We start from the raw sequence: 24,557 nt of genomic DNA on the forward strand, positions 1-24,557 counted from the left end.
CCCGAGTGATCCGCACATAACCGGTCGTTGCGCTCTGCGCTGTCGACCCAGTGATACGAGGACAGGTTCATGCCATTTTTAGATTACAAAACCGCGCTGGTCACCGGCGCCTCTTCCGGCATCGGCGCCGCGGTCGTCGAGCGTCTCTGCCAGGAAGGCGTGCAGGTGCATGCCTTGGCCCGCAGCGCCGACAAGCTGCAAGAGCTGGCGGCAAAAACCGGTTGTATCGCTCACGCCATTGACGTTACCAACCTGGCCGGGCTGACCCGTCTGTTCGAAACGCAGCAGTTCGACATTCTGGTGAACAACGCCGGTGTCGACCGCCCAGGTTCGATTCTCAAGGCCGACGCCGAAGGCATCGACCTGTTGATCGACGTCAACCTGCGCGCCGTATTGCACCTGGCACGCCTGGCACTGCCCGGGATGGTTGAACGCGATTGTGGCCACATCATCAACATCAGTTCTATTGCCGCTGCCTACAACTTCGGCGGCAACTCGACTTATCACGCGACCAAGGCGGCGGTGAGCATGCTCTCGCGGCAACTGCGCATCGATGCTTTCGGCAAGCGTGTTCGGGTCACCGAAATCTGTCCGGGCCGGGTCTCGACCGACATCTTCGCCCATGTTCATGGCGATTCCGAAGAAACCTACAAACGCTTTGTCGAGGGCTTCGAACTGCCCCAGGCCAAGGACATCGCTGACGCCATCGCGTTTGCCATCGCTGCACCGATTGCGGTCAACGTCGGGCACATGGAAATCACCCCGACCCTGCAAGTGCCCGGCGGTCTTTCAACGGCCCGCCCGCAGGATTATCAGGGCTGAACTTTTTGCCAGGGCTGAGCTCTCGCTGCGCAAGACGCACTACAGAAGAACGGATCAATCCGTCATCGCAGTACCCACGCCACGGCTGTGCCTGGCAACTTGTTTCTGCCCTTAGCCCAATGCCGATGGGGATTGACCATGAAGCATGACTTCGATTTGGCCGCGGTTCTGCAAGGCGAGTATGCCGAGCTGATCGTCAAGGGCATCGAAATAACTCTACAGTTGGCGTTGTTCGCCTGGCTGCTGGCAATGGCCCTGGCGCTGTTACTGGTGACTGTGCGCCTGACCGGCAACAAGCTCGCCGGACGTCTGGTGGCAGGCTATGTGTCCTACCATCGCAATGTGCCGACGCTGGTGCAGTTGATGCTCTGGTATTTCGGCGTGCCGACCTTGCTGAGCGAGTCCACGCAATTGTGGCTGGCGAACTACAGCACCGAATACCTGTTCTCGGTGATTGCCCTGGGTCTGTGCCAGGCCGCGTATTTCTGTGAGGACATCCGCAGTGGTCTGCGGGCCATTCCAGCAGGGCAGACCGAAGCCTCCAGGGCGCTCGGGTTGGGTTATGTGCGTTCGATGCGCTACGTGATCCTGCCCCAAGGTGTGCGCAATTGCCTGCCGTCCTTGATCAACCACACGGTGCTGCTGTTCAAGAACACCAGCCTGGCCATGGCCATTGGCGTGGTGGAGCTGACGTACGCTACCCGCGAGGTCGAGAACTACACCTTTCGCACGTTCGAGTCGTATCTGGTCGCCACGGTGTTCTACCTGGTTTTTTCATTGCTGTTGATGGGGCTCGGTGCGTTGTTGGCGCGGCGCTTCAACAAAGCGTTGGCGAGGTAGACGACGATGTTCGATATCTTTTCGATTGTGCACCAGAACTGGACGCTGTTTCTGATCGGTCAGTACCCGCACGGACCTTTGGGCGGGCTGGCGAGCACGCTGATTCTGGCGGCGCTGGCACTGTTGCTGGCGCTCCCTTTCGGGTTGTTGCTGGCGCTGGCGCGGGTGTCGCCGTGGACCGGGCTACGTTGGGCGGCCACGGTTTGGGCGTATGTGCTGCGAGGCATCCCGTTGCTGATGGTGATTTTCTGGACCTACTTCCTGGTGCCGTTGCTGATCGGCCATAACATCACCGGGTTCGTGACGATGCTTTGCACCCTGGTGATATATCAGAGCGCCTACCTGTGCGAAATCATTCGTGGCGGCATCCAGGCATTGCCGGCGGGTCAATACGAAGCGTCGCGGGCCCTGGGCCTTGGGTACATGCGCACAACGATCTGGGTGATCTTGCCGCAGGCCTTGTACAACGCTCTGCCGAGCCTGATCAGCCAGTTCATCTCGATCATCAAGGAGACCTCCCTGGGCTATGTGATCAACGTCCAGGAAGTGACCTTCGCCGCCAACCAGGTCAACAACCAGTTACTGACCAAGCCATTCCAGGTGTTCTGCATCTTGGCGATCATTTACTACCTGCTCTGTTTCGGTCTGACCCATCTGGCCGGCTGGGTAGAGCGCCGTATCGCTCGCAAGCGCCTGGGAAACGGCGGTCAGGCCGTGGCTGGTGACCCCTTGTTGGCCATTGATAATTGAAGAGGGTTGCGTCCATGCATCCAATGATCATGTTTTCGAACATCAACAAATGGTATGGCGACTATCACGCGCTCACCGACATCACCGCTGAGGTGAAACCCGGTGAAGTGGTGGTGCTTTGTGGGCCATCGGGTTCCGGCAAGTCGACGTTGATCCGCACGGTCAATCGCCTGGAAGACATCCAGAAGGGCCAGATCCTGTTCGACGGCCAGGATGTGCACGGCACTGACGCCCACCTCAACCGGCTGCGCAGCCGTGTGGGTTTCGTGTTCCAGAGTTTCAATCTTTTTCCTCACCTGTCGGTGCTGGAAAACATCACCCTGGCGCCCAGCAAAATCCGCAACTTGAAAGGCTCAGCCGCGAAGCAACAGGCGATGCAATTACTTGATCGGGTAGGGCTGGCGCACAAGGCCGGCGCTTATCCGGCGCAGTTGTCCGGCGGCCAGCAGCAGAGGGTGGCGATTGCCCGGGCTTTGGCGATGGAGCCGCCAGTGATGTTGTTCGACGAACCCACCAGTGCACTCGACCCGGAAATGGTCGGTGAAGTGCTGAGTGTCATGAAGGGTTTGGCCAAGGATGGAATGACCATGATGTGTGTGACCCACGAGATGAATTTTGCCCGTGAAGTCGCAGACACCATCTGGTTCATGGACGCGGGTCAGATTCTGGAAAAAAACACGCCCAAGAACTTTTTCAATCAGCCCTCGCATCCGCGAGCGCAACGATTTATCGCCGATCTGCGCGCCCATTGAGTCGCACCGGTTTGGTTTTGCTATCTCTGCCATCAGACTTTCAAATCCCCAGGAGTTTTTCCATGCGTATGAAGCATCTGTTTGTCACGCTGGTGTTAGGTCCTTTGGCTGTTGCGGTAGCGCAGGCCGATCAATTGAGCGACATCATGGCCAAGAAGTCCTTGAGCTGCGGTGTGTATGCCGACGTGCCGCCGTTTTCCGCTCCGGATCCGAAAACCCGTGAGTTGGTGGGGATGGACGTCGATCTGTGTAAGGCACTGGCCAAGACCATGGGCGTGGAACTGGAGCTTAAGCCGCTGTCTGTCGAAGCGCGTATTTCCGAGGTGAAAATGGGTCGCGTCGATGTCATCTTCGCCAACCTGGCCTACACCAAAACCCGGGCCGAACAGATCCAGTTCAGCGACCCGTACTACATCGCCAAGGAAACCCTAGTGGTACGCGCTGCTAATGCCGATCAGCCAAAGAGCTTCTTCAAGGACAAACGCATCAGCTCCACCAAGGGGTCGACCTCCGAGCAATCCATTCGCATCGCCGGTGCCACTCCAGTGACCTTCCAGGACACCGGCTCGGCCTACATGGCCTTGCAGCAGAACAAGGTCGTTGGACTGGTGACCAACACCATGACTGCCCTGAAACTGGTCAATCAAGCCAAGGAGAGTGGTGTCGAGTTGGCACTGGCCAAGGAGCCGATGGCTCTTGAACCTATTGGGGCAGGCATGCGCAGGGATGAGCCTGCCTTTCTGGCCAAGGTCAACGAGTCGCTGATGGCGATGGATAAGGCTGGTGAAATCGACCTGATCTGGGACCGCTGGATCGGACCGAACACTGACTACAAAATGGTTCGTGAAGACAAGGTGCAGAGCCTCAGTAACTTGAAGTTTGATCCATTACCTTAAGCCCAGTGCATCGTCATTGCCGAGACGTGGCGACCTGATAAACCCCGGCGAGTACCAAATCGCGGGGCCTTGAGAGCAACCCGGCCGCAGACCTCGATATTGTGGCAGTGCCACAGCCTCCCGTTTCAATTTGCCGCTGAGTCGGGTGATAGAACTGGGCACTCAGGTTGAGATAAGGGTTGCGTCTCCCATTCGCTCTTCATCGCCATTTAACCCTTTGGGCGATTTTTGCGATCAGTCGTTGGGCAAGTGCAACTGGACCTCCATGGCGTCATGAAGGAATCTGACGACCTCTATCACTTCGTCGTTTGCCACACGATAGAAAACGATATGGCGCGGGCTTTTGACCGTTCCAGTTGTTTGTTTTGCCCGCTGACGTGAGTAGATGAGGTGACAGCTCCGAAGCCCCGGCGCAATCTCATCGCGGTAATTGCTTCCAATGCGGTATGGCATGCCGGCGATATCTTGCAACGCGGTGAGGATCAATGCCTGGTATCGCTGCCGTGCTTGATCGCCGAATTGTGTCTGAGGGAGTCTGAGTATGTCGACATTGTCGGAGCGTGCAGCGTTAGAAATACGATATTGCGGCATGCTCAGTGTTTCTCCCTCGCCGGGATGGTTGCTTCCAGGCTCAACCCCTCGAGGTATTGCTCCAGATCACCTTCGTTCAGTTGAGCGAAGCGCTCGTGCTCAAAATCCATGATATAGACCGAGGTCGCCTGACGAAGTGATGGGAAATTGCCGATTTGTGGGTTCAAGGAGTCGCACATCGTCATCGCTGACTTTTGCTTACTGGGGGGATTGATCCGGCAAGGGGTATCTGTAAACAATGAATTGCTAAAGGCCGCCGATGAGCTGGAACGTAGGATGGTCATACATGCAGGGACAGAATGAAATGATCTCGCCGTCCCGCTTGCCTGCGACCGGACAACCACGCGGAATACGTTGAACAGCGTCGGACAATGATGCAGGTCTGGGCCAATCGTCTGGATCTTTGGGGGCAGGGTGAGTTGAAAGCGGCAGGCTCTCCGCTGGCGACTTCAGCTCACACTCACATCCCGCATCAACAACCCGAAACGCAAATCCACCGCATCCGGTATCGGCAAATACACCGTATGCCCATCCCCAGGCGCCACCTCGATCGGCCCACCTTTGATGTTCTGCAACTGATGCAGATCGAAGTGGAAGTTGCCCTTGGGCGTCATCAGTTCCATGTGATCGCCCAGACCAAAACGATTCTTGACCTTTACTTCGGCCAATCGATCACGCCGTTCGCCGGTCAGCTCGCCGACAAACTGCTGTCGCTCCGAAACCGAGCTGCCGTTCTGGTAGTTCTGGTATTCATCATGCACATGCCGACGCAGGAAACCTTCGGTGTAGCCGCGCTGGGCCAGGGATTCCAGATCGGTCATCAGGCTACGGTCGAACGCACGACCGGCCACCGCATCGTCGATCGCCCGGCGGTAAACCTGAGTGGTCCGTGCGCAATAGAAGTGGGATTTGGTCCGGCCTTCGATCTTCAGTGAGTGCACGCCCATCTGCGTCAGGCGCTCGACATGCTGCACGGCGCGCAGGTCCTTGGCGTTCATGATGTAGGTGCCGTGCTCGTCCTCGAAGGCCGGCATCAGTTCGTCCGGTCGATTGGCTTCCTGCAACAGGAACACCTGATCGGTCGGCGCACCGATGCCCAGGGTCGGTTCGGGCTGGAAGGTCTGAACGATCTCGCCGAGCTGATTTTCCGTGGCCTCCTGGGCCGAGTATTTCCAGCGGCAGGCATTGGTGCAGCTACCTTGGTTGGCATCGCGCTTGTTCATGTAGCCCGACAGCAAGCAACGGCCGGAGTAGGCCATGCACAGCGCGCCGTGGACGAACACCTCCAGCTCCATGGCTGGCACTTGCTGGCGGATTTCAGCGATTTCTTCCAGGGACAGTTCCCGGGACAGAATGATCCGGCTCAAGCCCTGTTGCTGCCAGAACTCGACACTGGCCCAGTTCACCGTGTTGGCCTGCACCGACAGGTGGATCGGCATCTGCGGGAAGTGTCGGCGTACCAGCATGATCAGGCCGGGGTCGGACATGATCAGCGCGTCCGGGGCCATGGCAATCACCGGTTCCAGGTCTTTCAGGAAGGTCTTGAGCTTGGCGTTGTGCGGCGCGATGTTCACCACCACGTAGAAATGCTTGCCCTGGGCCTGGGCCTCGGGGATGCCGAGGGCCAGGTTGACGTGATCGAATTCGTTGTTGCGCACCCGCAAGCTGTAGCGCGGCTGGCCGGCGTACACCGCATCGGCGCCGTAGGCGAAGGCATAACGCATGTTTTTCAGGGTGCCGGCGGGGGCGAGCAGTTCCGGGGTTGAGAGGGTCATGGCAGTGTCGGTCGCAAAGCCGCCGAGGGTAATCGGCTTGCCCGCGGGGTGTATTGATCTGGATCTATGCTTGGCGATCTTCAGATTGCTAAAGGGCAGCCTCTGGATTGCGGCCAACGAGTTTGTTTATCAGTTAAAGGGGCGCAAGATAAGCTACTGGACGTTCGAATGACGTGTCGCAGCCAGCTGGCGTGTAGCCATCTCGGGCACCGTGGGTAAGGATATTTCACCGACGTTCGCTGTCGACTGCAGGGGCCGGAGGAGGCGTTTTGAAACCATTCCTGCTCAGACCTGGTGCCTCAACTTTGGACATGTTGCTTCAAGCGTGCCTGCCACGCCGTGACGCTGTTCCACCAACTTTAACGGAAAAAGCTGTCATCCCAGGCATTCCCAATGCTCGCTACTGGTTGGACCACGACCTGACTCCGTTCATTCAGGATGCGGTTCAGGCCAACAAACGCGAGAGCGAGGCTCTCGCCAAGGCTGGGAAGGCGATCAATATCCTGCCGCCGGCAAATATGCTGGCCGTTTCGGGGGGCGGCGATGCAGGCACATTCGCTGCGGGACTCATTGCGGGATGGACCACGCATGGGACTCGACCCCTGTTCAAGGTCGTCACGGGCATTAGCGCGGGCGCCTTGGTCGCCCCGTTTGCTTACCTGGGATCCGAGTACGACGGCGTCATTCGGTTTATCGCCAACGCAATCGGTCCAAAAGACGTTTTCCATTCGCGCAACGTGCTAACCCGTCTTGCCAGCGACGGTATAGCGGACAGCAAGCCACTTTTGCGGCTCATTACAAAATACGTCACTGCGGAGATTCTTGCGGCGATCGCGTCGGAATACGCAAAAGGCCGAATCCTGCTAATCGGCACAACTGACCTTGATTCAGGGCGACCAGTCACTTGGAACATGGGCACTATTGCCTCCAGCGAAGCACCGGGAGCGCTCGGCCTCTTTCGCAACATCATGATCGCGTCGATGAGTATTCCCGGCGCAGTCTCACCCGTCATGATCGATGTAGAGGTTGACGGCAAACAGTTTCAGGAAATGCACGTGGACGGAGGCGTAATCACTCAGGTGTTCCTTTACCCACCTGGCACCGTGATGGCGATCAACAGAGTCCCCGGAGTACCTCTTCGACACGAACGTCATTTCTATGTCATTCGCAATGGGAAACTGGAGCCGCAGTGGTTTGGAACGAAGCGCCGTACATTGAGCATCGGCGGTCGAGCCATCAGTGCATTGATTCAAACTCAGGGGATCAGCGACCTGGATCGAATTTACCGTATGGCACAGCAGGACGGGGCGGACTTCAATCTTGCGTACATCGGCTCCGACTTTTACTTTCCTCGCAATCAGAAATTCGATGGTGAGTACATGAAGCGTTTATTCGATTACGCCTTTCAACTCAGCGCGAAGGGCTATCCGTGGCATAAATCGCCGCCGAGCAAGAAGGCGTGAAGGAGACCCGGCTCTTTGGCTCTTCCCGCGACAGTCTCTGAAAATACTCAAATTTTAATCACTTTTCAGACCAGCATCAGGCGCCAAAACACTGGTGGAAAGGGGGGGCTGAGTCAAAACCCGGCCACTTCCCGCTATCTGGCGCCGACACAAATCAGGGGGCGGCTGACAGCGAGCAGCTGCACCCAGTCCCGAGGTTGGTGGCTGCAGTGAACACTTGTCTAAGACTCATTAGACCTGCCGTCAGCAGCGAAGCTAATAGAGCGGAAGACTAATTACTGCAGCCATATTTCACTACCTTGCAGGTATTCGGAGTTCCACCTGATCGGCCTGAATAGACCCTGCAATTATCCATTGCAGAGGTGAGTGCCATCGGTAGATTGGTGCCCCATGCCAGGCCGCCCTCTCCAACAGTGGGCATTGCTGTCGCGTAGCAGCTAGAGCTCTCAGTTGGAGCCTGCACCTCCGTTGAAGCCTGCACCTCAGTCGAAGCCTGCGCTTCAGTTGGAGCCTGCACCTCAGTCGAAGCCTTTTCCTCAGTTGGAGCCTGCACCTCAGTCGAAGCCTTCGCCTCAGTTGAAGCCTGTACCTCAGTTGAAGCCTGCACCTCAGTTGGAGCCTGTACCTCAGTTGGAGCCTGTACCTCAGTCGAAGCCTTCGCCTCAGTTGGAGCTTGCACCTCAGTCGAAGCCTTCGCCTCAGTCGAGGCCGGCACCTCAGTCGAAGCCTTCGCCTCAGTCGAAGCCTTCACCTCAGTTGGAGGCTGCACCTCAGTCGCAGCCTTCACCTCAGTTGGAAACTTCACCTCAGTCGGAAGGTACACCTCTGTCGGCTGGAACACACATCCTGCAATGAACGAAAGACTGATAGCTAAAATTGATGGGAAAACCAGGGACTTGCTTTTTAGTGATGTTTTGTTTGGCATACCATTTCCCCTGCTCACGAGGCTTCTGGCTGGCGTTCACACCATCTAAGGGGCCGAGCCTCGGTAGAAAGGCGCCATACTTTCTTTGGTAATACCTAAATTATGTTAGTAGGGATTGCTCCTTCCGGTAGGTCTCTTTAGCTATCAATCCGCCTAGCGGTGCGGGTTTCAACGCTACACCGAACACCCCCTGATCGATCCCAAAAACCTTGAGCGTGATGTACAACAGGTCAGTCTCAAGGGCTATGCGGTGGTGATCAATGACTCACACCCGCATCCCCGGTAAAGCAGGGCAGTGATTCGGCGCACCTGGTTGGAATGCGACTGGATATCAGGTGGGTCCTGACTGACGGTGACCTCAAAGGTGAGCTGACCCTGAGTGCTGGCGCGGCCTATATCGATACCCGAGGCGTCAATTTCGGTGCCGGCCGAGTGGACGCGCACAGTGGCAAGGTTGATGGCGACAAGATCAGCTCGTAGTGCGGTTGGACCTGCCGTCAGTAGCGAAACTAACAGTGCGGAAGGTTATTTATTACAGCGAGCTTCCACTACCTTGCAGGTATTCGGAGTCCCACCTGATCGGTCTGCATAGCGCCTGCAATTATCCATTGCCGATGACCCTGCCATCTGTAGATTGGCGCCCCATGCCAGGCCACCCTCTCCAGCAGTGGGTATTGCTTTCGCGTAGCAGTTAGAGCCCCCGATTGGAGCGTGCACCTCAGCAGGTTTATGTGCACATCCTGCAATTAACGAAAGACTGATCGCTAGAATTGATGGAAAAACCAGGGACTTGTTTTTTGGCGATGTTTTTTTTTGCATTTCATTTTCCCTGCTTATGAGGCTTCTGGCCGGCGTTCACACCCTCTAACAGGTCGAGCCTCGGAAGCAAGGCGCCGCACTTTCTTTGGTAATACCTAAATTATGTTAGTAGTGATTGCTCCTTCCAGTTGGCCTCTTTAGCTATCCATCCGTCTAGTCGCGCGAGTCGCCGCAGCTCAACGCTGCCCACTGATCCAATTGTGTTTGCCAGAGTCGGGCCATAGCTGGTATCTGTACGCCCATCCAGTACCTGCAACAACATGGCCTTGCTCTTCCAGTGACCCTCACTTCAGTCAACGACTCCAGCCCTGACGATTCCAGCTATACGGTGGCCGTGCGCGCCCTGTGCGAATTCACGGCCAAGGTGGGCGACCTCGACTTGCGTTTCACCCCATCGCCCACTGCGCTGGAAGGCATCGCCGGTCACCGTGCGGTGGTTGCACGACGAGGTGAGGGCTATCAAGCCGAAGTGCCCGTCAGTGGCGACTATCTGCAACTCAAGGTACGGGGCAGGGCAGATGGTTACGACCCGGCGCTCAACCAGCTCGACGAAGTGAAAACCTACCGTGGCGATCTAAGCGCCATGCCGGCCAACCACCGGCAGCTGCATTGGGCTCAAGCCAAAATTTACGGCTGGCTGCTCTGCCAGCAGCTGAAGCTCGATGAGATCACGTTGGCGCTGGTCTATTTCAATATCGTCAGCGAGCAGGAAACGCTGTTTCGCGAGCGTCATACAGCAGCCTCGTTGCAAAGTTTTTTCAATCAGCATTGCGCGTTGTTCCTGCAGTGGGCCCAACAGGAGCTTGCTCACCGCGGGGCCCGCAATCAGGCCTTGAGCGTGCTGGCGTTCCCTCATTCGAGCTTTCGCACGGGGCAGCGGACGCTGGCGGAGTCGGTCTATAAAGCCGTCAGTACCGGCTGTTGTTTGATGGCGCAAGCGCCGACCGGCATCGGCAAGACGGTGGGCACGTTGTTTCCGATGCTCAAGGCGGCCCCCGCACAAAAACTCGACAAAGTGTTCTTCCTGACGGCCAAGACGCCGGGGCGCAAACTGGCGCTGGACGCCTTGAGCGTGATCCGTCATAGCGCGCCGGATCTACCGATGCGCGTGCTGGAACTGGTGGCGCGCGACAAGGCTTGCGAACATCCGGACAAAGCCTGCAACGGCGATTCCTGTCCACTGGCCAAGGGCTTTTACGACCGCTTGCCGGCCGCCCGCAGCGCCGCGCTGGTCAATCCATGGCTAGACCAGGCCGGCTTGCGTGAAGTCGCCCGCCAGCATCAGGTTTGTCCGTATTACTTGAGTCAGGAGCTGGCGCGCTGGGCGGACGTAGTGATCGCGGACTACAACTATTACTTCGACCTCAGCGCCTTGCTGTTCGGCCTGAGCCAGTTCAATCAATGGCGTGTGGCGGTGCTGGTGGATGAGGCGCACAACATGGTCGAGCGCACGCGACAGATGTACAGCGCCAGCCTCGATCAACAGAACATGAACGCCATTCGCCACAGCGCACCTGAGGCACTGAAAAAGTCCTTGCAACGGCTCAATCGCGAGTGGAATGCGTTGCACAAGGATCAGCCGATCGGCTATCAAGCCTACCCCGGGATACCCAGCCGATTTCTGCAAAGCCTGAACCTGTGTGTGGCCGCCATCGGCGATTACTTCAATGAGCATCCGCATGCCGTCGATGGCGCCTTGCAGAGCTTTTATTTCGAAGCGATCCAGTTTGCACGGATCGCCGAGCTGTTCGACGAACACTTTGTGTTCGATATCAGCAAGCGCGAACTGGGCAGCAAACGCAATGTGTCGCGGCTAAGCCTGCGCAATGTGGTGCCGGCCAGCTTCATTCGCCCACGCCTGAGTGCCGCCCGCAGCACCGTGCTGTTTTCCGCGACCTTGAGTCCTCGCCATTACTACGCCGACCTGCTCGGTCTGCCGGCCAATACCGCGTGGGTCGATGTTGAATCGCCGTTCTCCCGCGAGCAATTGGACGTACGCATCATCAGCCAGATTTCCACACGCTTCAGCCAAAGGCTGGCGTCACTGGCGCCCATCGTCGAATTGATCGCCGAGCAATTCCAGGATCGTCCCGGTAACTACCTGGCTTTTTTCAGCAGCTTCGATTATCTGCAACAGGTCGCTGAACTGATGCGCGAACGTCATCCGCAGATCGAGTTGTGGCAGCAATCGCGCGGCATGGCTGAAAGCGAGCGGCAGGCGTTTCTCGATCAGTTCACCTTGAGCAGCCAAGGCATCGGATTTGCGGTGCTGGGCGGGGCTTTTGGTGAGGGCATCGACCTGCCGGGTGCGCGCTTGATCGGCGCGTTTATCGCGACGCTGGGGCTGGCCCAGTTGAATCCGGTCAATGAACAGCTCAAGCAGCGCATGGCCGCGCTATTCGGTGCCGGTTACGACTACACCTATTTATATCCGGGCCTGCAAAAAGTCGTTCAGGCCGCCGGGCGTGTCATTCGCGGTCAGGATGATCGTGGCGTGGTGATGCTGATCGACGACCGTTTCGCCGAGCGCAAGGTACAGAATTTGCTGCCCGCATGGTGGCAGTTGTAAATCGTTCAAGGCCTTACGGATAGATAGCTTAGCGTCGCGGTCAAACTGCCAGTAAACTGCCGTGCCATAGACCTGCTTTACCCTACAGCTGTCGGGATGTTGTGCGCAGGGCCTACTCCTTTTTTGTCTTTTTCGTCCACGGAGGTTTCGTATGAGTCTCAGTCCATTTGCGGGCAAACCAGCGCCAGTAGAATTGTTGGTCGATCTTCCGCGACTGGTGACGGCCTATTACACCGGCCAGCCCGATGCATCGGTTGCCACCCAGCGCGTTTCGTTTGGCACCTCCGGTCACCGCGGCAGTTCTTTTGAACTGAGCTTCAACGAATGGCATGTTCTGGCCATCAGTCAGGCGATCTGCCTGTACCGCCAGGCCAACGGTATCAACGGTCCGTTGTTCCTTGGCGCCGATACCCATGCCTTGTCGACCCCGGCCAGTGCCACCGCGCTGGAAGTGCTGGCGGCCAATGGCGTGCAGGTCATGATTGCCGAAAACGATGAATACACACCGACCCCGGCGATTTCCCACGCGATCATCTGCTACAACCGTGGCCGCACCTCGGGGCTGGCTGACGGCATTGTCATCACTCCCTCGCACAACCCGCCGGAAAGTGGTGGCTTCAAATACAACCCACCCAATGGCGGCCCGGCCGATACCCATATCACCAAATGGATCGAGGCCAAGGCCAACGAACTGTTGGCCGAGAAGGTGCTGGGCGTCACCCGCATGAGCTACGAAAAAGCCCTGCGTGCCGACACCACTCACCGTCACGATTACCTCAATACCTATGTCGCTGATCTGAAAAACGTCATCGACATGGACGCCATCCGTGACGCCAATCTGCGTCTGGGGGTTGATCCGCTGGGCGGAGCAGGGGTGAACTACTGGTCGGCGATCGGCGAGCATTACGGCCTGAATCTGGAAGTGGTCAATAAGCATGTCGACCCGACGTTCCGCTTCATGTGCGTGGATTGGGACGGTCGCATTCGGATGGACCCGTCGTCGAGCTTTGCCATGCAGGGCCTGATCGGCCTCAAAGACCGCTTTCAAGTGGCGTTCGCCTGCGACCCTGATCACGACCGACACGGCATCGTGACCCCGAGCGGTGGCCTGTTGGCGCCGAACAATTACCTGGCGGTGTCCATCGACTACCTGTTCCAGAACCGTCCTGACTGGCGCGCCGATGCCGCCATCGGTAAAACCGTGGTCAGCAGCGGCATGATCGATCGCGTGGCCAAGCGCCTGGGTCGTCGCCTGTACGAAGTGCCGGTGGGCTTCAAGTATTTCGCCGACGGCCTGTTCGACGGTTCCCTGGGTTTCGGCGGTGAAGAAAGTGCCGGTGCCTCGTTCCTGCGCAAGGACGGCAGCGTCTGGACCACCGACAAGGACGGCTTGATTCCAGCCCTGTTGGCCGCTGAAATCACTGCCCGCAAAGGCCGTGACCCGAGCGAAATTTACCAGGCGCTGACTCAGGAACTGGGCGAACCGTTCTCCACCCGTGTGGAAGCCAAGGCTAATCCAGCTCAGAAAGCGCTACTGGGCAAGCTGTCGCCCGATCAGGTGAAATCCACTGAACTGGCTGGTGAACCGATCCAGAGCATTCTCAGCCATGCGCCGGGTAATGATCAGGCCATCGGCGGTTTGAAAGTCATGACCGAAAACGGCTGGTTCGCAGCACGCCCCTCGGGCACCGAAGACATCTACAAGATCTACGCTGAAAGCTTTATCGGCGAAGACCACCTCAAGCGTCTGGTGGCCGAAGCACAGGTGCTGGTTGACGCAGCCATCGCGCCACGCGGATAGACGGCACTTTGTAGGAGCGGGCTTGCCCGCGATCAGCTTGACGCAGTGTGCCAGACGAGCCGCCATCGCGGGCAAGCCCGCTCCTACAGGACAAAGCGCAAAAAAAGGGACGGCATCCGCCGTCCCTTTTTCGTTACTGCCGTATCAAATCACGCCACGTCCACCAGGACGATTTCGCTGTCCTCGATAGCGGTGACGCGCAGCACCTGCTCGTTCTCTACCGCAACGCCATCACGTGCTGCTGCCCGCAAGCCGTTGACTTCGATCGCACCCGTCGCCGGAACCAGATAGGCGCGGCGACCCGCGTCCAGATGGTATTCGGCCGTTTCACCGGCTTTCAGATTGGCCGCTACCAGACGCGCATCGGCACGAATCCGCAGGCTTTGATCATCGCCGGCCTTGCCGCTGGCCAGGGTGACGAAACCTTCACGCTGACCTTTAGGGAAGGGTTTGGCACCCCAGGAAGGCGCTGAACCGGTCTCATTAGGCACAATCCAGATCTGGAAGATCTTGGTCGCCGTCGATTCCATGTTGTATTCGCTGTGGGCGATACCGGTACCGGCGCTCATGACCTGAACATCACCGGCCTCAGTGCGGCCTTTGTTGCCCAGATTGTCTTCGTGAGTGATCGCGCCTTCACGGACGTAGGTGATGATTTCCATATCGCGGTGCGGGTGTTTCGGGAAACCGGTCCCGGCTGCGATCACGTCATCGTTCCACACCCGCAGTTGGCCCCAGTTCATACGTTTAGGGTCGTAGTATTCAGCGAACGAGAAGTGATGGTGTGCGTTCAGCCAGCCGTGGTTTGCGCCGCCCAACGTGTTAAAGGGTCTTAATTCGAGCATGGTTGTGGCCTCCAAAGCAGAACCGGGCTGTTCGCATCAGTGCTGCTGAACGATGAATCAGTGGTTGATGGCGAGTATAATCCATCAATCATTTATCGGAATAAAGCGTAAAAATCGCACCAAATTAATCTAATTATTCGATTTGTTTGACGGCAACTTGATTCGAGCTTATGTCGATTGCACATGCAGTTGATCGACTAACGCGCTGACGGCAAAGCATTTCACTAGAACTCATCGATGAATCCAGCCACCATAGGCGCTTCTTTGCTCACAAGCTGACACCTGGAGCCTGCGTGCCGCATCAACTGCCTGCCGATCTGTCCCCCCCTGAACACCTGCCATGGCCCAAACGCCTGTTGGCCCGACTCATCGGTCGCAGCCTGACGGGCTTGCGCTCGCAGCACCCGCTGTCCTGGTCACAGGGGCACGCCGATGGTTACCTCAACGGCCACGCTGAAGGCATGAACGAAGGCTACGCAGAGGGGCGGCTCGACGGTGTCGAGGAGGGCCGGCAGGTATTGCTGATCCGTGACACGCGTCCCACCGAGCACCGTGGTCCACGAATCGATGACCACCTGTTCGATGACTGGCGCCTGGCGCTTACCGCCGAACTGAAAAAACGCATCAAGGCCGACGTCGCGCTGAAGCTGCCCAGCCATGCCCAACCCAGTGCCGCGCAATGGAAGATGATTTTCAGCGACACACCGTCTACCTATGTCATCGCCGGGGCCGGCGCGGGTAAATCCACCTCGCTGGTGCTGCGTATTCTGCTGCTGAGCCATTACCTGGGCTTTGAACTCGGTTCCATGACCGTGGTGACCTTCACCCGGGAGTCGCGCAAGGACTTCATTAATAAGCTGATCGAGATCATGGCGCTGTGGGGCCACAGCATAAGCTTGAAGGAAGGCCGCGATCTGGTGCGCACTTTTCACTCACGCATCTTGCCGCTGGTGCGCAGCCTGCCAGGTTTCAGCCAGTTGCGTGCCTTCGAAAACCTCAGCAGTCAGGCGGCATCGAGCGGGCTGGAAGAGGGCGCCGACAGTAATCCCTTCGATCTGCGGATCAACGATGCGCAACGGCAGCAACTGAATCTCTGCTACCGGGATCTGTATGCGAGCAACGAACGGTTTCGCGAGGTCATGGCGCCGCTGTATCGGCATGCCCTGCAACTCAAAGAACTGGACCGCGATCACCCCGACGTGCAAAAACGCGTCACCGTGACCGAACTGTCGGCCAAGCGCGATGAAGAGCTGTGCGATACCGTCGAAGACCTGTGGATTCGGGCCAAGGCGTGGCCTATAAAGGGCATTGAGCCTATGCGGCAAACCGTTGAAATCAATGGATTTGCCTTCCATTTCCATGGCTACATTGCCGAGCTGGACGCCTGGGTTGTGTTGGGTTTCGACCCTTCGGAAAATCAGCAGATGAAGCGCCCGACAGCCAAGCTGCCGATCTGGGCCGAATGGGTGATCAAGCGCACCCTGTTTCAAGCTTTCTGCCGTAAGCCAGTGATTTGGCTGGAAAATTACGATGCAGCCAAGCGCGTTTTGCAGTCGCTCGCCGGGTCAGCCGTCGCCGGTCCGGGGTTCGATTACAAGGTGAAGGGCGAACTGAGCGCGGCGCCTGTGCTCGACGGTTTCGTCACCGCCGCCAGCTTTATCGAGAACCTGGGGCTGGACGTGCCAGCGGCCGTGGCGCAGATGAGCTTCGCCGAGAATGACCCGGACCGGTATTTCTTCGAAGCCCTGAGTTTGTTCTGGAAAGCCTTCGAAGCGCATCTACTCGCTCAGTCCCCGCCGGTGATGACCTACAACAGGATGTTTGCGCTGTTCGGGGAAACCTCACCCGAGAACTTGAAACAGGTCAGCGATGAACTGCTCAGGCCGCTGTCGCACCTGATGATCGACGAATTTCAGGACGTTTCACCGCAAATCGTTTCGTGGATTCGCGCCAGCCTGCGGGAGATTCGCAGCCGCGGCCCCTCGATGCACGTAGGGCGTGCCGCGCAGCGTTCTTCTCTGCTGTGCGTCGGTGATGACTGGCAGTCGATCTATGGATGGCGCGGCAGCTCGCCGAAATACTTCATGGAATTCCCCAAAGAGTTCTCGTCGCCCGCCACCACCAAAGTGATGCTCAGCGACAACTTTCGCAGCCACCAGCACATCATCGATGCCGCCGAGCACATCGTCCGTGCCGCGCCCGCGATTGCCGGCAAGAAGGCCAAAGCTGGCGGTGCGGTACAGGAATTGTTACCGGTGACGGTGCTGGACCGCGACGATGACGAACTGACCAAACGCCTGATCCAGCACTACAACGACGGCGACTCGATCTTGTTGCTGTATCGAAAAAGTAGCGAAAAAGCTAAGTTTTCCGAGCAGTTACAGTCGTTGGTTAATGCTGATTCTGGATTGCCGGTAGAATCGAGACGCTTCAAGCAGCTGACTTACCATAGTTCCAAAGGCCTGCAAGCCGACGCGGTGTTTTTGCTTGGGGATTGCCAGCATTTGACCCAGTCACCGTACAAAAACCAGGTGTATCGGATGGCTGGTTTGGGCAAGGACGGTGATGCTGACCCGTTCGACTCTGCGCAGAAAGACGAAGTCCTGCGTCTGGCCTACGTCGCCATCACCCGGGCGGTACGTCATTGCTACTGGTACATCGACAGCAGTGGCAGCGAAAACGCGAGCGTGGCTAAAGCTTCTGACCGGATCGCAGGAGATAAGGCGTTTTTCGAAGACAGACGCGGGCAGGGGATCAACCAGGAAAGCTGATTTGATCGTTGCCATGCCTATTACGAAACATTAAACAGCAAACAGCTACGAAACATTCAACAACGCTCGCGGCGGAATGAACGACTCCAGTTCTGCCTCGATCGCTTCGATGATCCGCTCGACATCCGTGGCGTTCATTACCGTTGCGCACGGGAGTCCGGCGATGGCGATAACCGTTTCGCCACTGACGCGGTCGAACAGGCGCGCGATCATACTGCCAGGCGCGTCCATACTGGCCTCGAAACCGACCGGGTGAAAATGCCAGCGCATCAGCTGGCAAGCATTGGGAAACGTGACTTTATTCATGCGGCCCACCTCTTTCAATCGAGCACTTCCATGAGCTCCAATAGGAAGGGGACGGATCAGTAGCACTAACCCTTCAAGGCATTAAAAGTAGCATCGAGTCGCGATCCGCAGGAGCGATTTTTTGTGCTTGGGGTGAAATTTTTCATTTTCTTGATATAGGTCACTTCCCTGGCTCCTGTGGCTTGCTTCCCAGAGCGCTGGACGCCTAAAACAGCTGAATATTGACAATGGAATGACACCAGACGACTTCTGCAGAATGGTGGCCTTGCGCCATCTTTTGTGGGCGGCTTTATGCATTAACTGGCCCCCTGTGAGCGTCACACTAACGTAACAATTTATCGGTAAATGCTATCCACTCTCTGCCTTTTTAAAGCAGGTGCTTAGTATTGAATCGATGGTTACTTGGATCCAATTAATATCGGTTTAAATGTAAAAATATTTAAATTTCTACTGAATAAAATCTAAAGTCCTGCCGATATACGTTTTGAGCTCAGTGCCCCACCGCGTCACGCTCACATTAATTGGTGAAGCATTCCCATTAATGCCCACTGCATGGATGCTCCTGGTTTTACCTCTTTTCTGAGAGCCACTCCATGTCATTACGAAACATGAATATCGCCCCGCGCGCCTTTCTTGGCTTTGCGTTCATTGCGCTGCTGGTTATTGGTCTGGGAATCTTTGCCTTGAACCGTATGACCTTGATCCGCCAGGCCACCACCGACATGGAAACCAATATGCTCCCCAGCATTGGCCTGCTGGGGGAAGTGACCGAGAATGCCCTGCGTTTGCGCATCCTGTCTTTTCGCACAATAGTCAACCGCGATCCCGCTCTGTTGCAGGACAGCGATGATCGCATTCGTGAGTTGGTGGGTAAGCTGCAACAGGCAAAAGCCAGCTATGCCGCGCTACCGTTCAGCACGGCAGAAGAGGAAGCGACGTATAAAGCATTCAGTGTCACGCTGGAAAGTTACTTGAGCGCGCAAACACAGATGCTAGAGCTGTCGCACCAGAATAAAACCGAAGAGATGCGTAATTTGATCAACAGCCGTATGAAGCCTGATTCGGACTTGATGGGTGATCAGCTCAAACGATTGATTGAGATTAATCAACACGTCGCGATAGAGGCGTCGAAGATTGCCGGGGATCATTATGAAAGTGCCAATCTAATGATTATTGTCGTTTCAGTCAGTGCTGCATTGCTCACGGTCCTACTGGCTTGGCTACTTACCCGCAGTATTGTCACGCCACTGACCCAAGCGCTGCGGGTGGCTGAAGAAATCGCGGGTGGCAATCTGACCAAGCACATCCAGGTCGATGGCAAGGACGAACCGGCCCGCCTGCTCGAAGCGCTGGTGGTCATGCAGCAGAACCTGCGCAAGACCATCGAACAGATTTCTGGCTCGGCCACTCAGTTGGCTTCCGCCGCTGAAGAGCTGAGCGCGGTCACTGATGAAGCGTCGCGTGGCTTGCAGAAGCAGAATGATGAAATCGAACAGGCCGCCACGGCGGTCAACGAAATGACCGCTGCCGTGGAAGAGGTCGCGCGTAATGCGGTGTCCACGTCCGAAGCGTCGCAGCAGTCCAATCAAACAGCTCGTGAAGGGCGTGATCGGGTGGTCGAGACCGTTTCGGCCATTCAAGCCATGACTCAGGATGTGCAGACCACGTCGAATCTGGTTGAAGGGCTGGCGGTGCAGGGCCGTGATATCGGTAAGGTACTGGACGTGATTCGTTCCATCGCCGAACAAACCAACTTGCTGGCGCTGAACGCGGCCATTGAGGCAGCGCGCGCGGGCGAAGCGGGCAGGGGCTTTGCCGTGGTGGCCGATGAAGTGCGCGCACTGGCCCATCGGACTGCGCAATCGACCAGCGAGATCGAGCAGATGGTCGCCGGTATCCAGAACGGTACCGGCGAAGCGGTGCAGTCGATGCAGCTCAATACCAATCGCACGCAAAACACCCTCGAACTGGCCCGCGCCGCAGGTGTGGCGCTGGAGCAGATCACCGTGGCAATTTCGCAAATCAACGAACGCAACCTGGTGATTGCCAGCGCTTCCGAAGAGCAGGCTCAAGTGTCACGCGAGGTGGATCGCAACCTGATCAACATTCGCGATCTGGCCACCCAATCCGCCGCCGGTGCCAATCAGACCAGCGCTGCCAGCAATGAGCTGTCACGCCTGGCCGTTGACCTGAATGGGATGGTGGCGCGGTTTGTGATTTAACCGAAACACCGATTTCGCAGCGGGACGCGTAGTTGCAAGCCTGCTCCCACACAGGCTGTGTGAAAACCCCAACAGAAAACTGAACTGCATGTTCGTACGTCAATTCTGAAATAGATCGGCTGTTGGACAGACCTGAATTTCACGTAGGAACGCGATTTTCAGGTCAGTTTTTAATCAGTTAATCGGTCGCGGAGGTTTTCACACAGCCTGCACAGATGACCGCATACCCTGTGGGAGCAGGCTTGCCTGCGAATAGGCCAACGCATTTAATCTGACAGACGCGATTCCCAAGCCTTCGGATTGACCAAATTCACCGGTCGCTCTCCCGCCAATGCGCTGAGCAGGTTGTCTACTGCGCATTGCGCCATCGCTTCGCGGGTTTCGTGGGTTGCCGAGCCTATGTGCGGGGTGGCGACGACGTTGTTTAGGTGCAGCAACGGTGAGTCATGGCTCAGCGGCTCGCGCTCGAACACATCCAGCCCCGCAGCCCGAATCTGGCCCTTCTGCAGCGCAGCAATCAGGGCCGGCTCATCGATCACCTTGCCCCGCGAGATATTGATAAAAATGCTCTGCGGGCGCATCAAGGCGAATTGCTCGGCACCGATCAAGCCCTCGGTTTCAGCCGTCAGCGGCAAAGTCAGGCAGATGAAGTCCGCTTCCTGCAGCAGCGCATTCAGGCTCCGATAACCCGCATTGAAACGCGCCTCCACCGCTGGCTTGGGCGAGTGGCTGTGATACAGCACGGGCATGCCAAACCCAAAATGCCCGCGCTGCGCCAGTGCTTCACCAATCCGGCCCATACCAATGATGCCCAGGGTTTTGCCATGCACATCACTGCCAAAATGCAGCGGACCGATGTTGCATTTCCATTGCCCGGCACGCACCAGATTGGCCAGTTCGACCACTCGCCGCGCGGTGGCGAGGATCAGCGCAAAGCCGGTATCGGCCGTGGTTTCGGTCAGCACATCCGGGGTGTTGCTCAGCAGGATGCCGCGCCGGTCAAGGTAATCCAGATCATAGTTATCGACACCGACCGAGACGCTGGACACCGCTTCAAGGCGCGGCGCCAGGTCCAGCAGCGACGCATCCAGCTTGATGCTGGCCCCGAGCAAACCATGGGCCTTGGGCAACGCGGCGCGCAGCCGCGCCAGTCCATCGCGATTCGGCTCGTCGATCAGGGTGACATCGGCGTGCTGCTGCAAGCGGCTCATCAACGCTGGCGACAGCTTTTTATACAGAACGACCTGTTTTTTCATCGTATTTATCCCATTCATCAAGGTGCAGCACTCAAGGTCGCAACGCGACTCGGCGCAGGGGGCGTTCAGTGCGCGCCGGCTTTGAGTCGTTGCTGGGGTTGAGAAAGAGCGTCAGGACCACCGAAACCAGCAGCGCACCGCTCATCAATAGATAGGACGCGCCCGGATTGCCGGTGACGCCGTTGAGGTAGCCGACCAGGTATGACCCGGAAAATGAACCCAGTGCGCCCATGCTATTGATCAACGCCATCGCGCCGCCGGCGACGTTGGCCGGCAGGATTTCCGGAACGATGGCAAAAAACGGCCCGTACGGCGCATACATGCAGGCCCCGGCGAGTACCAGCAAGGAGTAGGACCACCAGAAATGCTCACTGCCCAGCGCATAGGAGCCATAGAACGCCAGGGCGGCGACCAGCAGCGGCGGCCAGACAAAGCGTTTGCGCCGCTGGATCCGGTCAGAACCCCAGGACACCGCCAGCATGGCGATCACCGCAGCCAGGTAAGGCAATGCCGATAGCCAACCGGCTTCGACGATATCCAGATGGGCACCTTGTTTGAGGATCGACGGCAACCACAGCACGAAACCGTACACGCCGATGCTCCAGCAAAAGTACTGCAGCGCCAGGATGATCACCTTGGGTGAGCGGAAGGCTTCGGCGTAGTTCTTCACCGGCTTGATCCCTACCTGTTCGGCCTCCAACACGCTTTGCAGGTCGGTTTTTTCGTCCGCGCTCAGCCATTTCGCCTGTGCCGGCTTCTCATCGGCCAGACGCCACCAGATAAAGGCCCAGACGATGGCGGGCATGCCTTCGACAATGAACATCCAGCGCCAGTTGAAATGCGCCACCAGATAGCCGGACACCACCGACATCCAGAGCATGGTCACCGGGTTGCCGAGAATCAGGAAGGTATTGGCCCGAGAGCGCTCGGCACGGGTAAACCAGTGGCACAGATAGACCAGCATGGCGGGCATGACTGCCGCTTCAACCACGCCCAGCATGAAGCGGATAGCGATCAGCATGTAGGCGTTGGAGACGATCCCGGTCAGTGTCGCCAACCCACCCCAGAGTATCAGGCTGACGAAAATCAGCTTTTTGACACTGTTCTTCTGCGCATAGATCGCGCCGGGTACCTGAAAGAAAAAGTAACCGAGAAAAAACAGGGCGCCCAGCAACGAGGACAGGCCGGGCGTGATATTCAGGTCGGCAGCCATCCCGGAGGCGGCGGCGAATCCATAGTTGGCACGGTCCAGGTAGGCCAGGCTGTAGGTGATGAAAACGATGGGCATGATGTACAACCAGCGACGGTTGATGAGGCGTAGCTTTTCCATATCGATGCTCCTGAGCTTGTTGTTTTTGTCGCAGCAGGTAACGGGTGTGCAAAACAGTCAATCGGTCAGGCGAGTTGTCGTCGTTGATCATCGGTTGGCAATGCCGCAAGCAGTTCCGCACGCAGCGGCAGGCCTTCCATGTCGCCTCGGCTTTGTACGGCGCGGCTGCCTATCCAGTTGCCGCGAGTCACCGCCTGGGCGAACCCCTGGTTTTCCAGCAGGGCGCTGATTACTCCGACGGCAAAACCGTCTCCGGCACCGACCGTGTCGACTACGTTGACCACCGGCACGCCGGCGATAAAGCCTTGATCCTGCTGGGTGCGGTAATAAGCGCCTTGGGCACCCAGCTTGATCACCACCGCTTCAACGCCTTTATCCAGGTAGAAGGCGGCAATGTCGTCCGGGTCTTCGTAGCCGGTGAGCAACGCGCCTTCGGCCAGCCCCGGCATGACCCAGTGAGCGATAGCGGCCAGTTGGTTGATTTCGCGGATCATCTGCGCCTGATTCGACCAGAGCGACGGGCGCAAGTTGGGGTCGAACGACACGCTGCGCCCAGCTTCACGCATGGCGGTCATCAGCTGCCAGGACAATTCCCGAGTGCTTTGTGACAGTGCCGCCGGAATCCCGGTGGCGTGCAGGTGCCGTGCGCTCAGCAATTCAGGGCTGATGTCGACCACAGACAAGTGGCTGGCCGCCGAACCGCGGCGGAAATACTCCACGCTGGGGTCGCTGCCATCGAGTTCGCGGGACTTGAGCTGAAATCCTGTGGGGTGCGCCGGGTCGATGGCCACATGACGGCAGTCCACGCCTTCACGTTGCAGGCTGTCGATCACGAAACGCCCCAGCGAGTCAGCGCCGACCCGGCTCAGCCAGGCAACCTTGAAGCCCAGCCGCGCCAGACCGATGGCGACATTGCTGTCGGCGCCGGCGATGCGTTTTTCGAAGTGGCTGACCTGCGCCAATTCGCCAGCTTGCTCGGCGACAAACATGGCCATGGTTTCGCCGAACGAGAGGATATCGAACTCAGACATGGCTGAAGGCCTCTTGAGGCTGGCCGAGACGGGCGAGGGTGTCGATGTGTTGCTTGCTGAGTTCCAGCAGGTCATCGCCCTGCAACGGGTATTCAATGGCGCGGGGCACACCAGGGGTGATCTGGTTCAACAGTTGCTCCCACAGATGCAGATCGCTCAGCACGGGGGGTATCGCGATCAGCTTGCCCTGGGCATTGCGCGCCACCGCTTTGCAGTGCACGTATTCAACATAACGGCCCAGTTGCTTGGCTGCGCTGATCGCCGATTGCTCCTGCCACTGCCAATTACCGATATCGAACGTCAGGCCCATGGGCAAGTTCAGTTCGTCGACACGGGCGAAGAACCGGCGCAGCGGCGCGATCCGGCCGCCCTGAACGGTCTGGTCATTCTCGACCAACACGCGCACGGCATGCCGTGCCAGGCACTCGGCCAGCGCACTCATGTCGCAGGTTTCGCTGAAATGGCCGAGGGATACTTTCAGCCACCTCGCACCACAGGCCTTGGCCCGCAGCAGCGTGGCCTCCAGCTCGGCATTCGGTGAGGTCTGGCCGGTGACCCACAGCTCCAGCGGCGAGGAGTACAGGCATTCCAGCCCCTGAGACTCGATGGCCAATGACAGCGCTTGGTGGTTTTGCACGGTAAACAATTCTTCACGCAGCTCGATGCGCGAGGCACCGGCGCTGACCAGTAGCGGTATAAAACTGGCCTGGCCACGTTCACGGACCAGATCGGCGCCGTAGCTGGAAAGGCTGATGGAGACGGGGTAAAGGTTCATTATTGTTATCCTCTGAAA

The 24,557-nt window shown here is 57.7% G+C and carries 21 protein-coding genes; 11 read left to right on the forward strand and 10 right to left on the reverse strand.

What is annotated here, in order from left to right; translation table 11 throughout:
* Nucleotides 1-69 precede the first annotated feature (69 nt).
* The 5 genes from AC1MEE_RS09280 to AC1MEE_RS09300 all read left to right on the forward strand — a co-directional run bounded on the left by AC1MEE_RS09280 (nucleotide 70) and on the right by AC1MEE_RS09300 (nucleotide 4,060).
* A complete protein-coding gene (locus AC1MEE_RS09280; RefSeq protein WP_480415049.1) occupies nucleotides 70-822 on the forward strand; it encodes an SDR family oxidoreductase in 753 nt (250 codons plus the stop codon).
* Nucleotides 823-960: 138 nt separating this feature from the next.
* Nucleotides 961-1,662, forward strand: a complete 702-nt coding sequence (locus tag AC1MEE_RS09285) for an amino acid ABC transporter permease (RefSeq protein ID WP_480415050.1) — start codon at nucleotides 961-963, stop codon at nucleotides 1,660-1,662.
* A gap of 6 nt (nucleotides 1,663-1,668) precedes the next feature.
* Nucleotides 1,669-2,412, forward strand: a complete 744-nt coding sequence (locus AC1MEE_RS09290; RefSeq protein ID WP_480415051.1) for an amino acid ABC transporter permease — start codon at nucleotides 1,669-1,671, stop codon at nucleotides 2,410-2,412.
* 23 nt (nucleotides 2,413-2,435) lie between these two features.
* On the forward strand, nucleotides 2,436-3,164 hold the full coding sequence (locus tag AC1MEE_RS09295) for an amino acid ABC transporter ATP-binding protein (protein WP_480416190.1): 729 nt from the start codon (nucleotides 2,436-2,438) through the stop codon (nucleotides 3,162-3,164).
* A gap of 62 nt (nucleotides 3,165-3,226) precedes the next feature.
* On the forward strand, nucleotides 3,227-4,060 hold the full coding sequence (locus AC1MEE_RS09300) for an ABC transporter substrate-binding protein (protein WP_480415052.1): 834 nt from the start codon (nucleotides 3,227-3,229) through the stop codon (nucleotides 4,058-4,060).
* A gap of 234 nt (nucleotides 4,061-4,294) precedes the next feature.
* On the opposite strand, the gene AC1MEE_RS09305 is transcribed toward AC1MEE_RS09300, so the two are convergent.
* From AC1MEE_RS09305 to trhP, 3 genes are all read right to left on the reverse strand, one after another.
* Nucleotides 4,295-4,651 carry a type II toxin-antitoxin system RelE/ParE family toxin gene (locus AC1MEE_RS09305; RefSeq protein ID WP_480415053.1) on the reverse strand — a complete coding sequence of 119 codons (357 nt, stop codon included), beginning with the start codon at nucleotides 4,649-4,651 and terminating at the stop codon, nucleotides 4,295-4,297.
* A 2-nt stretch (nucleotides 4,652-4,653) separates the two neighbouring features.
* Nucleotides 4,654-4,818, reverse strand: coding sequence for a hypothetical protein (locus AC1MEE_RS09310; RefSeq protein ID WP_480415054.1), 165 nt, complete (start codon nucleotides 4,816-4,818; stop codon nucleotides 4,654-4,656).
* Nucleotides 4,819-5,100: 282 nt separating this feature from the next.
* Nucleotides 5,101-6,426 carry a prephenate-dependent tRNA uridine(34) hydroxylase TrhP gene (trhP, locus tag AC1MEE_RS09315; protein WP_480415055.1) on the reverse strand — a complete coding sequence of 442 codons (1,326 nt, stop codon included), beginning with the start codon at nucleotides 6,424-6,426 and terminating at the stop codon, nucleotides 5,101-5,103.
* A gap of 269 nt (nucleotides 6,427-6,695) precedes the next feature.
* Here trhP and AC1MEE_RS09320 point away from each other — a divergent pair, with 269 nt between their 5' ends.
* Together AC1MEE_RS09320 and AC1MEE_RS09325 are read left to right on the forward strand one after the other, a co-directional pair.
* Nucleotides 6,696-7,889, forward strand: a complete 1,194-nt coding sequence (locus tag AC1MEE_RS09320; RefSeq protein ID WP_480415056.1) for a patatin-like phospholipase family protein — start codon at nucleotides 6,696-6,698, stop codon at nucleotides 7,887-7,889.
* A gap of 1,243 nt (nucleotides 7,890-9,132) precedes the next feature.
* Nucleotides 9,133-9,294, forward strand: coding sequence for a hypothetical protein (locus AC1MEE_RS09325; RefSeq protein ID WP_480415057.1), 162 nt, complete (start codon nucleotides 9,133-9,135; stop codon nucleotides 9,292-9,294).
* 45 nt (nucleotides 9,295-9,339) lie between these two features.
* On the opposite strand, the gene AC1MEE_RS09330 is transcribed toward AC1MEE_RS09325, so the two are convergent.
* Nucleotides 9,340-9,633: a hypothetical protein gene (locus AC1MEE_RS09330; protein WP_480415058.1), complete on the reverse strand. Its 294-nt coding sequence runs from the start codon at nucleotides 9,631-9,633 to the stop codon at nucleotides 9,340-9,342.
* Nucleotides 9,634-9,910: 277 nt separating this feature from the next.
* On the opposite strand from AC1MEE_RS09330, the gene AC1MEE_RS09335 reads away from it, so the two are divergent.
* A complete protein-coding gene (locus tag AC1MEE_RS09335; RefSeq protein WP_480415059.1) occupies nucleotides 9,911-12,202 on the forward strand; it encodes an ATP-dependent DNA helicase in 2,292 nt (763 codons plus the stop codon).
* 151 nt (nucleotides 12,203-12,353) lie between these two features.
* Nucleotides 12,354-14,003, forward strand: coding sequence for a phosphoglucomutase (alpha-D-glucose-1,6-bisphosphate-dependent) (pgm, locus tag AC1MEE_RS09340; protein ID WP_480415060.1), 1,650 nt, complete (start codon nucleotides 12,354-12,356; stop codon nucleotides 14,001-14,003).
* 149 nt (nucleotides 14,004-14,152) lie between these two features.
* Here pgm and AC1MEE_RS09345 read toward each other — a convergent pair whose 3' ends face one another.
* Nucleotides 14,153-14,848 (reverse strand): pirin family protein, encoded by a 696-nt coding sequence (locus AC1MEE_RS09345; protein ID WP_480415061.1) that lies wholly within the window; start codon nucleotides 14,846-14,848, stop codon nucleotides 14,153-14,155.
* Between the two features lie 461 nt (nucleotides 14,849-15,309).
* Between AC1MEE_RS09345 and AC1MEE_RS09350 the strand changes: the two genes are divergently transcribed.
* Nucleotides 15,310-17,619: a UvrD-helicase domain-containing protein gene (locus AC1MEE_RS09350; protein WP_480416191.1), complete on the forward strand. Its 2,310-nt coding sequence runs from the start codon at nucleotides 15,310-15,312 to the stop codon at nucleotides 17,617-17,619.
* A gap of 45 nt (nucleotides 17,620-17,664) precedes the next feature.
* On the opposite strand, the gene AC1MEE_RS09355 is transcribed toward AC1MEE_RS09350, so the two are convergent.
* Entirely contained in the window at nucleotides 17,665-17,943 is a 279-nt protein-coding gene (locus tag AC1MEE_RS09355; protein ID WP_480415062.1) for a DUF1652 domain-containing protein, read from the reverse strand.
* A gap of 575 nt (nucleotides 17,944-18,518) precedes the next feature.
* Between AC1MEE_RS09355 and AC1MEE_RS09360 the strand changes: the two genes are divergently transcribed.
* Entirely contained in the window at nucleotides 18,519-20,147 is a 1,629-nt protein-coding gene (locus AC1MEE_RS09360; RefSeq protein ID WP_480415063.1) for a methyl-accepting chemotaxis protein, read from the forward strand.
* A gap of 266 nt (nucleotides 20,148-20,413) precedes the next feature.
* Here AC1MEE_RS09360 and AC1MEE_RS09365 read toward each other — a convergent pair whose 3' ends face one another.
* From AC1MEE_RS09365 to AC1MEE_RS09380, 4 genes are all read right to left on the reverse strand, one after another.
* On the reverse strand, nucleotides 20,414-21,403 hold the full coding sequence (locus tag AC1MEE_RS09365) for an NAD(P)-dependent oxidoreductase (RefSeq protein ID WP_480415064.1): 990 nt from the start codon (nucleotides 21,401-21,403) through the stop codon (nucleotides 20,414-20,416).
* A 31-nt stretch (nucleotides 21,404-21,434) separates the two neighbouring features.
* Nucleotides 21,435-22,733, reverse strand: coding sequence for an MFS transporter (locus AC1MEE_RS09370; RefSeq protein ID WP_480415065.1), 1,299 nt, complete (start codon nucleotides 22,731-22,733; stop codon nucleotides 21,435-21,437).
* A gap of 65 nt (nucleotides 22,734-22,798) precedes the next feature.
* Nucleotides 22,799-23,764: a sugar kinase gene (locus AC1MEE_RS09375; protein ID WP_480415066.1), complete on the reverse strand. Its 966-nt coding sequence runs from the start codon at nucleotides 23,762-23,764 to the stop codon at nucleotides 22,799-22,801.
* Nucleotides 23,757-24,539, reverse strand: coding sequence for a sugar phosphate isomerase/epimerase family protein (locus AC1MEE_RS09380; protein ID WP_480415067.1), 783 nt, complete (start codon nucleotides 24,537-24,539; stop codon nucleotides 23,757-23,759). Before AC1MEE_RS09380 ends, AC1MEE_RS09375 begins: the two co-directional genes overlap by 8 nt.
* Nucleotides 24,540-24,557 lie beyond the last annotated feature (18 nt).

Source organism: Pseudomonas sp. ASL3 (genome assembly GCF_056680425.1).